Origin of the sequence: Neochlamydia sp. AcF84, assembly GCF_011087585.1 — a bacterium.
Taxonomy (GTDB): Bacteria; Chlamydiota; Chlamydiia; order Chlamydiales; family Parachlamydiaceae; genus Neochlamydia.
The window spans coordinates 16,889-28,858 of record NZ_VJOT01000026.1; the positions used below are offsets into that span (position 1 = coordinate 16,889).

Annotated in this window: 9 protein-coding genes; 7 read left to right on the forward strand and 2 right to left on the reverse strand. The window is 39.4% G+C overall.

Annotation, left to right across the window (positions count from 1 at the left end; all coding sequences use genetic code 11):
• Window positions 1-163: 163 nt before the first annotated feature.
• A complete protein-coding gene (locus NEOC84_RS02315) occupies window positions 164-586 on the reverse strand; it encodes a thioesterase family protein (protein ID WP_166154917.1) in 423 nt (140 codons plus the stop codon).
• 443 nt (window positions 587-1,029) lie between these two features.
• Here NEOC84_RS02315 and NEOC84_RS02320 point away from each other — a divergent pair, with 443 nt between their 5' ends.
• The 6 genes from NEOC84_RS02320 to kdpC all read left to right on the forward strand — a co-directional run bounded on the left by NEOC84_RS02320 (window position 1,030) and on the right by kdpC (window position 9,058).
• Entirely contained in the window at window positions 1,030-2,106 is a 1,077-nt protein-coding gene (locus tag NEOC84_RS02320; RefSeq protein WP_166154919.1) for a thiamine pyrophosphate-dependent dehydrogenase E1 component subunit alpha, read from the forward strand.
• Window positions 2,107-2,134: 28 nt separating this feature from the next.
• Window positions 2,135-3,112, forward strand: coding sequence for an alpha-ketoacid dehydrogenase subunit beta (locus tag NEOC84_RS02325; RefSeq protein ID WP_166154921.1), 978 nt, complete (start codon window positions 2,135-2,137; stop codon window positions 3,110-3,112).
• A gap of 11 nt (window positions 3,113-3,123) precedes the next feature.
• Window positions 3,124-4,350, forward strand: a complete 1,227-nt coding sequence (locus NEOC84_RS02330; protein ID WP_166154923.1) for a dihydrolipoamide acetyltransferase family protein — start codon at window positions 3,124-3,126, stop codon at window positions 4,348-4,350.
• Between the two features lie 252 nt (window positions 4,351-4,602).
• Window positions 4,603-6,294, forward strand: coding sequence for a potassium-transporting ATPase subunit KdpA (gene kdpA / locus NEOC84_RS02340; RefSeq protein WP_166154927.1), 1,692 nt, complete (start codon window positions 4,603-4,605; stop codon window positions 6,292-6,294).
• Window positions 6,295-6,363: 69 nt separating this feature from the next.
• The gene (kdpB, locus tag NEOC84_RS02345; RefSeq protein WP_166154929.1) at window positions 6,364-8,460 is read left to right on the forward strand and encodes a potassium-transporting ATPase subunit KdpB; all 2,097 of its coding nucleotides are present in this window, start codon (window positions 6,364-6,366) and stop codon (window positions 8,458-8,460) included.
• A 10-nt stretch (window positions 8,461-8,470) separates the two neighbouring features.
• Window positions 8,471-9,058, forward strand: a complete 588-nt coding sequence (gene kdpC, locus NEOC84_RS02350; protein ID WP_166154931.1) for a potassium-transporting ATPase subunit KdpC — start codon at window positions 8,471-8,473, stop codon at window positions 9,056-9,058.
• A gap of 210 nt (window positions 9,059-9,268) precedes the next feature.
• On the opposite strand, the gene NEOC84_RS02355 is transcribed toward kdpC, so the two are convergent.
• A complete protein-coding gene (locus NEOC84_RS02355; RefSeq protein WP_166154933.1) occupies window positions 9,269-9,430 on the reverse strand; it encodes a hypothetical protein in 162 nt (53 codons plus the stop codon).
• A 240-nt stretch (window positions 9,431-9,670) separates the two neighbouring features.
• Between NEOC84_RS02355 and NEOC84_RS02360 the strand changes: the two genes are divergently transcribed.
• The gene (locus NEOC84_RS02360; RefSeq protein ID WP_166154935.1) at window positions 9,671-11,317 is read left to right on the forward strand and encodes a DUF4116 domain-containing protein; all 1,647 of its coding nucleotides are present in this window, start codon (window positions 9,671-9,673) and stop codon (window positions 11,315-11,317) included.
• The last annotated feature ends 653 nt before the right edge of the window (window positions 11,318-11,970 follow it).

Here is an 11,970-nt window from a genome sequence, read left to right on the forward strand (position 1 = left end):
TAACTAGTGAGAAAGCTTTTGAATATGTAGGCTAAGTTTTTTTAAGCGTATAAGCTAGGAGATAAGCCAAAGAACTTTTTACTTTTGTTTCTTCCAAAATAAGGAGGGGGTAGAAAATAGGCCCATTATTAAGGCACTCATACAACTTTTTATAGGAGAAAAGCTAAATTTTTTGCTGGATAGGCTGATATTTTTTTAATATATTCTTTAGTTCGTCGGGAAGTGGTATTTTTGAGCGGGTCTGAGTATCTAGGCAAACGTGTACAGTTTTAGCTTTGCCGATCAGCACATGGTCTGCTTTTTTGAAAATTTTGTAAGCAAAAGAAAAAGAGGTTGTCCCTAGATGAACCACTTCAACATGCACCTCTAATGCATCTCCTACTTTAACTGGTTTTAGATAGTCTGCTTCGGCATGTACGACTACGAAGGCAAAGGAGGAATGGTGGAAAAGGTGATCTAAAGTGATTCCTTCCTGGTCCATTAGATCTTCTAGGGCGTCATGTACAAAGCGAAATTGCTTAGCGAAATAAAGGATACCTGCCATATCCGTGTCATGCATTCTTACTTTGTTATAACTGATAAACATGTTAGGTCCTTAAGGTTTTCCTATAAATTTTTAGATGATTATTTGCTAAGTAGTCATTAAGTCCATTCTTCATAACATCTTGCATAAACTATTGAAAGGCAAAAGATGTAAAATGATAAGCGGCCACCCATGCCGGCTAGTTAAGCCTTTAATACTAAGTAGCAAATGCAAATCAAAAAACTCTGCAAATAGAAAAAATAGCTATTTGGGAGTGTTTTTGGCGCTGCAAACGCTTTATAAAATCCCCTCTAAAGCTTTATATATCCCTTAACTGCTTGCAAAGCAGATCCTCTTAATGCGGACAGTAATGGGTCAAAATCGAAGAAAAAATAAGCAGCTTCATAAATTTTTTTATGTTAAAATGCCTGACTGAGTTTATTAGCCATTTAAAATTATGGAGAATTTAGCTCGTCTTAATAAGCTTAATGGGGGAATAAATAAAAATGGCCATTCCAACGCGTACCTATTTAAATGTCCAGGGCGAACTTTCTTCGAATTGTAAAGTAGATATTGCGGAGGGGGTGTTAGTTAAAGCTTATCAAACAATGGTTTTAACACGCCGCTTAGATGAAAGAATGATAACCCTTCAACGTCAAGGAATGATTTCCTTTGCTTTAAGCTCTTTTGGCGAGGAGGCCTGCTCTGTTGCAAGTGCTGCTGCTCTTTCATTTGAAGATTGGCTTTATCCTCAATATAGGGAAAGTGGTATTATGTTTTGGCGAGGGTTTACTCCACAGCAATATATTCACCAAATGTTTTGTAACAAAGAAGATCTTATTTTGGGAAGGCAAATGCCTAATCATTTTGGATCTCGCGCTTTAAATGTTGTACAAGTATCTTCCCCTATTGGTACGCAAATTCCTCATGCTGCTGGCTGTGCTTATGCCATGAAAATTCAAAAAGAAAATACAGTTGCGGTAGCTTATTTTGGTGAAGGAGCCACTTCCGAAGGAGATTTTCATGTAGGCTTGAACTTTGCGGCAGTAAGAAAAGCTCCTGCGATTTTCTTTTGTCGAAATAATGGATATGCCATTTCTACACCAGCCGCATGTCAGTTTATTAGCGATGGAGTGGCCCCCCAAGTGATAGGAAGAAATATAACCACTTATCGGGTTGATGGTAACGATTTTTTTGCTATTTATGAAGCGGTGTCTCAAGCTAGGCAGGCATGCATAGAAGGGCAAGGTCCAGTTTTCATTGAAGCCATGACCTATCGGTTAGGAGCCCATTCTACTTCGGATGACCCTTCAGTCTATCGTCAAGAGAAAGAAGTTTTAGAGAAGCAATTAGCTTGTCCCATTACTCGCTTAAAGAATTTTTTGGAAAAGCAAGGTTTATGGGATGTGCAACGAGAGAAAAGTTATTTAGATTCTATTAATAAAGAAATTACAGAAGCCATTCAGGTGGCCAAAGAGACCGGTAGGCCTGCTTTAGATTCTCTTATAGAAGATGTATATTTTGAAGTGCCAGCTAGCCTTGCAGCTCAGTATGAAGACATCCAATCGCTTTATCATGCATAAAACCCCCATATTTGTTTAGTAGGTTAACATGGCTATCATGAACATTATTCAATCTTTAAATCACACTCTTCATCAAGAGTTTACACGTGACGCACGTTTACTAACTTTTGGTGAGGATGTAGGAGCCTTCGGAGGGGTCTTTCGCGTAACCACTGGCTTGCAAGAAAAATTTGGGGAAGAGCGTTGCTTTGATACTCCTTTGGCAGAAGCTGGCATCGTAGGTTTTGGTATAGGCATTGCACAAAAAGGCCTTAAGCCTATCTGTGAAATTCAATTTGCCGATTATATCTACCCAGCTTTTGACCAGATTGTTAACGAGATGGCTAAGATGCGTTATCGCACCGGCAACCAGTACAGCAGCGCGATGGTTATACGCACTCCCTATGGGGGAGGGATTCATGGAGGACATTACCATTCTCAATCGCCAGAGGCTTTCTTCCTTCATATTCCCGGCCTGGTGGTAGCAGTAATTTCTTCTCCTTATGATGCTAAAGGATTGCTTGCCTCTGCTATTCGTTCCAATGATCCTGTCCTGTTATTAGAACCCAAAAGGATTTACCGCTCTTTAAAGCAAGAAGTACCTGAAGAAGAATATTTAATTCCTTTTGGCCAAGCCCATGTGGAACGTGCCGGTAGGGACATAACCTTGATTGGCTGGGGAGCCCAGCATCATCAAAATAAGCAGGCGGCAGAGGAGTTGGCCCAGCAAGAAAATATTGATGTAGAAGTTATAAACCTACGTACTTTAAATCCTTTAGATATCCATACCTTAGTCGCATCAGTCAATAAGACAGGTCGCTGTGTTGTTTGCCATGAAGCGCCTTTAACTCAAGGTTTTGGTGCCGAGATTTCGGCATTGATTCATGAACATTGCTTGCTAAAACTTCAAGCACCTGTTAAACGTTGCTGCGGCTTAGACACACCTTTTCCTCATACTTTAGAGAAAGAATATTTGCCCGATACTCCTCGCGTTAAGAAGGCAATTTTAGAAACCCTTAATTACTAACGGAAGGCTATATGGCTAAAATTCATACCGTGACCTTGCCTGATATTGGGGAAGGGGTTATCGAAGGAGAAGTGGTTGAATGGCTTAAAGATGTTCAGGATACTGTCTTGCAAGATGAGCCTGTCGTAATTGTGATGACTGATAAAGCTACTGTAGAACTTCCTTCCCCTTATCCTGGAAAAATAGCCAAACATTACTATAAGCCGGGGGAGATATCGATTAAAGGAAAACCTCTTTATGATATAGAATTACTTGAAGGACATACAGCAGTGCCCGCCCCTCAGTCTAGGCTTAAAGAAAGTTCTCTCCCTAAGCCTTGTCCTTTGCCTCCGCTTGCTCCTAGTCATATGAGTGCCCCTGCTCTTGCACCTGGATCATCGAACATTTTAGCTCTGCCTTCTACAAGGAAATTAGCTCAAGAAATGGGAATTGATATCTGCCAAGTTCAAGGAATGGGCAAAGCAGGTCGCGTAAGACCGGAAGATTTACGTCAATATGTTCGACCTTGGCCCAAGGAAAATTTAGATACTCCTGTTCTTCGTCTTGAAGAAGATAAAGAGCTTCCTATCATAGGCATTAAAAATTTAATGTACCAAAAAATGGTAGAATCCAAACGTAAAATTCCTCATTTTTCTTATTTTGAAAAAGCTGAGGCGACAAGGCTTGTGCGTTTACGCCAAAAATTTAAAGAAGAAGGGGCTAAAAAGAATATTCAAGTCACTTATATGCCTTTTTTGCTTAAAGCTTTAAGTTTGACTTTAAATAAATTTCCTCAGTTTAATAGTTCGGTGGATCAACATAAGCTGATTATTCATCAGCATCATCATATAGGCATTGCCATGGCATCGCCACTAGGATTAATAGTACCGGTACTTAAAAATGTTCAAGCTCTTTCTTTGATCGATCTAATTTATGCTTATGAGGAACTTAAAAATAGAGCTAATACTAATAAACTTCAGCCGAGTGAGATGAAAGAAGGGACTATTACTATCAGTAACTTTGGGGTCTTAGGGGATGGTGGCCTATGGGCGACGCCTATCATTAATTATCCTGAAGTAGCTATCTTAGCCGTTAATCGCATTCAAAAACAGCCATGGGCTTGTAATGATGAAGTAGTGCTCAGGGATGTTCTTAATTTATCCTGGAGTTTTGACCATAGGATCATAGATGGCGATCAAGCGGCAGCTTTTTCTCACTATTATGCTCACCTTATCAAGAATCCAGCCCCTCTATTGTAAAAATAGCTATTCCTAGGTTTACACATTTTAAAAAAGCTTATTTTCCCTAGAGAGCTTTTCTATTGCTATTTTGCTTTTTTATTTGTAAATTTTTTTTGAAATAGTTAATGTACAATTTACATGATAGCTTTTATGCGTGTAGGAGAAGTATGTCGATGGAATTTATTTTAGCGGGAGCCTTGGCATTTGCCGTCTTAGCTTATTTGATATATACTCTCCTTCACCCCGAAAAATTTTAAGAGAAGATCACTTATGTCCTATGCCGAGTGGGCTACACTCCTTTTCTTTCTTATTCTTCTCATAGTGTTAATCCCTGTTCTAGGTAGATATATGGCTAAAATATTTACCGATCAAAAAACTGCCGTACATTTTCTCTTAGGAGGTTTAGAGCATCTATCTTATCGCGTCAGTAGCGTAGATGCAAAAAAAGAGATGAGTTGGCTTGAATATGCGACCGCCCTTTTTATTTTCAATGGCATAAGTTTTTTAGGCCTTTTTTTTCTGCAGCTTTTCCAGCACCTCCTTCCTCTTAATCCCCAGCATTTTCCCTCAGTTCCATGGCCATTAGCCTTTAATACAGCAATCAGCTTTATTACTAATACTAACTGGCAAGCCTATGCAGGTGAAACCACGATGAGCTATTTGACGCAAATGCTCGGACTGGCCGCGCACAATTTTTTGAGCGCAGCCACTGGATTGGCTACCTTATTAGCTTTAATTCGAGGCCTTGTGAGCAAAAATACTAAACACATAGGCAATTTTTGGAGCGATCTTATCCGTTCTGTCGTTTATATACTGTTACCTCTTTCTATACTGCTAGCTTTATTATTAGTTAGCGAAGGGGTCGTTCAAACCTTTTCTCCTTACATTGAAGTCACTACTTTGGAAAATTCTCAGCAAACCATTCCTTTAGGACCCGTAGCCTCCCAGGTAGCTATTAAACAGCTGGGAACAAATGGCGGAGGCTTTTTTAATGCTAATAGTGCCCATCCTTTTGAAAATCCTTCCCTTGTTACTAATCTTTTTGAAATGCTTGCTATTTTGCTAATACCAGCGGCTTCCGTATATGCCTATGGAATCTTAATCGATGCCAAAAAGCATGCATGGAATCTTTTCGCTGTTATGATAGCTCTTTGGGTTGTAGGCTTAGGTATTTCCTTCTATGCGGAAAAACTCATGAATCTTGCTATGGATGTATCTCCTTTCCTCGAAGGAAAAGAGACCCGGCTAGGAACTAACCTTAGTCTTGTATGGGCTATGTCAACGTCAGCTACGTCAAACGGCTCAGTTAATGCTATGCTTTCTAGCCTATCGCCGCTAAGCGGAGGCATGGCTATGCTTAACATGATGCTAGGAGAGATAGTTTTTGGAGGGATAGGGGTAGGACTATGCTCGATGATCATGTTTGCCATCCTTACAGTTTTTCTTGCAGGCCTTATGGTAGGAAGGACGCCAGTCTACTTAGGTAAAAAAATTGAGAGAAAAGAAATGCAATGGTTAATGCTAGCTATTTTGATGCCTAGCTTTCTCATCCTCATAGGGAGTGGGCTCTCTTGCGTACTGCCAGAAGCCCTTACTAGCTTAGGAAATCAGGGCCCTCATGGTTTATCAGAAATTTTATATGCTTTTTCCTCAGCTGCAGGTAATAATGGTAGTGCGTTTGCTGGAATAGATGCTAATACACTTTATTACAATCTGTTCCTGGGAATAGTCATGTTAATAAGTAGGAGTTCAATAATTTTGTCTAGCCTGGCTATAGCGGGCTTACTTGCCTCCAAAAGGGCTTCCCCTCTTTCTTCCGGGGATTTTTCCATTAGCTCTCCTTTGTTCGCTTTTTTACTTTTATGTGTGATCCTTATCGTAGGAGCTTTAACATTTTTTCCTGCATGGTCGTTAGGTCCCTTAGCGGAGCATCTTTTAATGCTTAAAGGGCAGACATTTTAAATTCAGAAAAATAGATAGATGAAAATAATGTCAAATAAGGGATCAAAATTTGCGGATAAAGGAGATCGAATGCAGTTTAACCAAAAGAGCTTGCTAACTGTGAAAATTGCTGCAGATGCTCTTAAAGAAGCAATCAAGAGGCTGGCTCCTCAGGATCAATTTAAAAATCCTGTCATGTTTGTGACTTATCTTGGAGCACTGTCTACCACAGGTTATGTCATCCAGGAGGTTTTTTATCAGCAGTTAACGTGGATTAATTTGCAAATTGCTCTTTGGTTATGGTTTACAATCCTTTTTGCTAATTTTGCTCAATCCATTGCCGAAAGTAGAGGAAAAGCACAAGCAGCAAGTTTAAGAAAAACAAAAGTTCAAGCTAATGCTCGTCAAGAGATCAATGGAATAGAGATAAAAATTCCTGCAGATCAGTTAAAAAAAGGTGATGTAATAATTTGTGAAGCAGGGGATATTATTCCTACCGACGGGGATGTCATAGAAGGTGCTGCTACCATTGATGAATCAGCTATAACAGGTGAATCAGCACCTGTCATTAGAGAAAGTGGAGGAGATAGAAGCGCTGTAACGGCAGGAACTAGGGTGTTGAGCGATCGCCTGCGTATTCAAGTGACTGCAGAGCCCGGAAATAATTTTTTAGATCGCATGATACGCTTAATTGAAGGTGCCAAACGTCAGAAGACACCTAATGAAATTGCTTTGCATATCGTGCTTTCGGCTTTAAGTATTATTTTCCTTATCACCATCGCTTCCTTGAAAGCTTTTGGAGAATATAGTGCCCACGCTTCTAAGCAAGATATTTCCCAACTCCTCACCTTTCCTATTTTAGTGGCTCTGCTAATTTGCTTAATCCCTACGACCATTAGCGCATTGCTAAGTGCGGTAGGAATTGCAGGAATGGATCGTTTATTTAGGCGCAACGTAATAGCTTTAAGCGGCCGCTCGGTGGAAGCTGCAGGAGATATAGATTTGTTGATACTCGATAAAACAGGCACAATTACTATCGGCAATAGAATGGCTACAGCTTTTCTACCTGCCGTAGGCATAGATGAAAAAGCTTTTGCAGAAATTGCTCAGCTAGCTTCTTTATCTGATGAGACTCCAGAGGGCCGTTCTATTGTAGTTCTTGCTAAAAAATTATTTGGCTTAAGGGCTGAATCTTTGGATACAAGAAACTCTATCGTTGTTCCTTTCTCAGCCACTACGCGCATGAGCGGCATCGATTTCGTAGATGGTTTAGGAAAGGTTGTACGGCGCATACGCAAAGGCTCTACAGAAGCCATTAAAAAACATCTGACAAGCTTAGGAGGGCATTATCTTGATCAGCTAGATGCTGCTATACAAACTATAGCAAGCAAAGGAGGAACACCTTTACTGGTCAGCGATGAAGATAAAATTGTAGGGATCATCCATCTTAAAGATATCATCAAAGGAGGTATCCAAGAAAGATTTGCGCAGATGCGACGCATGGGCATTCGTACTGTAATGGTTACTGGTGACAATCACTTGACCGCTGCAGCTATTGCAGCAGAAGCTGGAGTAGATGAATTTATTGCTGAAGCTACACCCGAGATAAAATTAGCAAAAATTAAAAGCGAACAAGAGAATGGAAGGCTAGTGGCTATGACAGGCGATGGCACCAATGATGCACCTGCTTTAGCTCAGGCGGATGTAGGTGTAGCAATGAATACAGGCACGCAGGCATCTAGAGAAGCTGGCAATATGGTAGATTTAGACAGCAATCCTACCAAGTTAATTGACATTGTAGAAATCGGCAAACAGATGTTGATGACAAGGGGGGCTTTAACAACTTTTAGTATAGCTAATGATGTAGCTAAATATTTTGCCATCATTCCAGCGATCTTTGGAGCATTGTATATAGGAGATAAAGGAGGCTCTGGCCCTCTGTCTGTACTTAACATTATGGGCTTAAATTCACCTCAGAGTGCTGTTTTAAGTGCTATTATTTTTAATGCTTTAATCATCGTGGCTTTAATACCTCTAGCTTTAAGAGGAATCCAATATAATGCTCAGTCGGCACAAGCTTTGTTAAGAAATAATCTCCTCATCTATGGATTAGGAGGACTTGTGGCTCCTTTTGTAGGAATAAAACTTATCGATATTTTAATCACCTTTTTTAGCTTTGTAGAGTGAGAGAGTTTATATGTTAAGAATTTGGACTAGCTTCAAGATGTTTCTGTGGTTAACAGCTTTAACAGGAATTATCTACCCTCTCTTCATTACTCTTATAGCGTATCTAACTATCAAAAATAAAGCTGAAGGGGATTTTATTTCTTTTAATGGTAAGGTGGTAGGAGCTGCCTTGATCGGACAAAACTTTGAAAGTAATCGTTATTTCTGGGGACGCCCCTCGGCAAATAATTGTAATCCTTTAGCATCAGGAGGGAGTAACCTAGGCCCTACCAGCGAGGCTTTAAAAAAAGCTATTGAAAAACGTAAAGCAAAGATAAAAAAAACCTACGATGAGAAAAGTGATCGCTTAATTCCTAGCGAGTTACTTTTTGCTTCTGCCAGCGGATTAGATCCCCATATTTCTCCGCAAACCGCCTACTTTCAGGTAGAACGAATAATCAAAGCAAGAGGTTGGAACGAAAATAATAAAGAGGCTATTTTTCGACTCATCGAAGCATCAATAGAATTGCCGCGCTGGGGCTTCCTAGGCGCGCCTTATATTAACGTGCTAAAACTTAATTTAGCTTTAGATGCATGGGATAAAGCTCAAAAGGAATGATAAATTTTATAAAGGGAAAAAGAAGGCACAATAAGCTTTTTAATCTTTTCAGCTTCGTTTTTTTTTAACGCATTTTATTATATGGATAGACTTAAATTTCTCTAAATTTATAAAAAAGATTATTTCTTAAAAACATTTTTTAAATTATCAAAATTATTAAAAAATTAAGCTGTTTAACTTAGAACGCGATTAAGATAAACTAACTTTATCCTAAAGAGTTAAATCCTCACGAATAGCAGGGCCTGCACCTATTATAGGCAAGGAAAAGGCAGGCAAACCATCCAAACACTTCAAGTAACAGTTACTTAATGCTATCTTTTGCATTCTAAAAAGAGAATGACCTATCTTCTTATCCCGCCTTTCGTTAATCATAATAATAGCGCTCTACTCTTTTGAGTGGCAGAATGTTGGATGGGAGTTTGCCCAACACCGACTAAGTCTTTCTCTCTTCGGCAGAATGCGCCTTAGCTTGAGAAAAAAGCAGTAATAAATTAACTCATAAAATGTTTTTTTTTAACCGTGTAGAAGATTAGTTTTTTTTAATAAAGTTTTATTGATTTTATAAGATATAGTTGCTAATATTATTTAATTTAAAGAATAAGTGGGGTTAAAATGAACCTAAGCGGTTTTTCTCAATTGTGTATATGGATTGATCGTAAGGCTGATTACGTGCCTCTAATCAGTACGGTGACTAATCTAGTCAATATTTTCCAAAAATGTGTTTATGTATTGAACCAGCAAGAAGGAAACTTATCTTTAAGCAATAATTATTACCGGTATCTTAATAAAAAAAGTTTTAGACGTTGCATTGTTTTATTGGTCCCCATTTTAGGAAATATATGGGTGGGAATTTGGGATATTACTCAGTATAGACTTGATAATAAGAACTTAAAACCGCCAAAAGTAGGCCAAACGATTAACTCGCCCCAAGATGCTGGGAAAGAAATTAATAATGAATCGGCACCATGGGTTACTGCCCAAGAAGATGACTTAAAGCTTGGCAATCTCAGCGAGGAGTTTAAAAAAGTTAAGGCTACCGCCCTTGCTGACATGCAGAAAAATGGATGGGAGCTTTCTCAAGCTAGCGAAGATTTTAGAAAAGATCAAGATATTGTATTGGCTGCTGTTAAGCAAAGCGGCTTGGTTCTTAAATATTCTCATCCAGAATTACATAATAATAAAAAAATTGTACTTGCCGCTGTTAGCCAAGATGGCTTAGCTCTTAAGTATGCTAGCCAAGAACTTAGGAGTGATAAGGAAGTCGTACTTGCCGCTGTTAGCCAAGATGGCTTAGCTCTTGAGCATGCTAGCCAAGAGCTTAAAAATAATAGAGAAGTGGTGATTGCTGCCGTTACACAAAATGGCGCATCTCTTAAGTATGTTAGCCAAGCTCTTAAAAACGACAGGGAGGTCGTGCTTGCTGCTATTCGGCATCAAGACCCCGCTCTCCAGTACCTTGATAAAACGGTGATAAATAATGAGCAATTTGTGCTTGTTGATTTTAAGCATCGATGCTTGACTATCCAGTATGGGGGCAAAAAAGTTAAGAACGACGAAGAGGTTATGCTTGCTGCTGTCCAGCAGGATGGTTTAGCTCTTGAATATGCCAGTGAAGAAATTAAAGACAATAGAAAAGTCGTGCTTGCTGCCATTCAGCAAGATCCTCGGGCACTTCAGTATGCCTCCTGGGCCCTAAGAGATGATAAATTTTTGCTGCTTACTGCTGTTCGGCAAGCTGGCGGTCTACTCTTTTATGCCAGCCCATGGATTAAAAGTAATAAAGATATTGTGCTTGAGGCCGTTCAGCAAGACGGTTGGGCACTTAAATACGCTGGAGAAGACCTCAAGAATGATAAAGAGGTAGTACTTGCTGCCGTTCAGCAAAACGGTTGGACACTTCAGTATGCTGGAGAAGACCTCAAGAATGATAAAGAGGTAGTACTTGCCGCCGTTCAGCAAAACGGCTGGGCACTTGAGCATGCTGGAAAGGATCTTAAGAATAATAAAGCTTTGGTACTTGCTGCCATCCAGCAAAACGGCCAGGCTCTTCAGTATGCTGGAGAAGAGCTGAAGAATGATAAAGAGGTGGTACTTGCCGCCGTTCAGCAAAGCGGCCAGGCTCTTCAGTATGCTAGTCAAGAGCTGCGAAACAATAAGAAAGTCGTTCTTGCCGCTGTTAAGCAAGATAACATGGCACTTCATTATGCTAGTGAGCAACTTCAGAAAGATAAAGAGTTCCTTAAGCTGTGTAACAAGTAAATGATTAATTGTGCTTTTGTCCAGGGAGGGAGTGCTCAACAGAAACGCTATTACTACTTCAAAGCAAAGAGGACTTCTGCTTTGCAGGGAAATTGCATGAAGATTTTACTTACCGTTTTACATTTCCCTCATGTAATCTCGATTTCATTGGCTTTTGTCTTCTTACCCTTAATTCCTGCTTTTGTTTTTGCACCAGCTTTTAATAGATTCATTGTACGCCTTTTAAAACAGATAAATTTACACGGCTGAGGCCCTTAAACCTGGCTTTTATCTTCCCATATGAGCTATCTAATATGCTTTTAAGAAGGTGACCCGAAACTCTCGCTTTTTGATAAAATGAAAGCAAATTCAAAAATAGGTTTCCGGGCACCTTCTTACATTTTCTTGCCTATTTTGCATTTTTATATATATAAAAGTGCCTAAAAATCAAATAAAATAGGCATAAAGCTTAAAAGAGGCCATACCATGAATCCTAACTCTTCTATTACCATTGAACATTTACCTAATGAAATACTAACTCCTATTTTAACGGTTTGCACCTCGCCTGCCTTAGTTAGTTCAACATGATTTAAAGCCTTTTTGCCCTGAGACAATATTTTAGGAGAGTTTTATATCAAAAAATGCTATATTTTCTTTACAAGTAAATCATTACA

Coding starts and splice junctions, on each gene's coding strand:
- NEOC84_RS02315 (WP_166154917.1), bottom strand. CDS start 586: ATGTTTATCAGTTATAACAAAGTAAGAATGCATGACACGGATATGGCA.
- NEOC84_RS02320 (WP_166154919.1), top strand. CDS start 1,030: ATGGCCATTCCAACGCGTACCTATTTAAATGTCCAGGGCGAACTTTCT.
- NEOC84_RS02325 (WP_166154921.1), top strand. CDS start 2,135: ATGGCTATCATGAACATTATTCAATCTTTAAATCACACTCTTCATCAA.
- NEOC84_RS02330 (WP_166154923.1), top strand. CDS start 3,124: ATGGCTAAAATTCATACCGTGACCTTGCCTGATATTGGGGAAGGGGTT.
- kdpA (WP_166154927.1), top strand. CDS start 4,603: ATGTCCTATGCCGAGTGGGCTACACTCCTTTTCTTTCTTATTCTTCTC.
- kdpB (WP_166154929.1), top strand. CDS start 6,364: ATGCAGTTTAACCAAAAGAGCTTGCTAACTGTGAAAATTGCTGCAGAT.
- kdpC (WP_166154931.1), top strand. CDS start 8,471: ATGTTAAGAATTTGGACTAGCTTCAAGATGTTTCTGTGGTTAACAGCT.
- NEOC84_RS02355 (WP_166154933.1), bottom strand. CDS start 9,430: ATGATTAACGAAAGGCGGGATAAGAAGATAGGTCATTCTCTTTTTAGA.
- NEOC84_RS02360 (WP_166154935.1), top strand. CDS start 9,671: ATGAACCTAAGCGGTTTTTCTCAATTGTGTATATGGATTGATCGTAAG.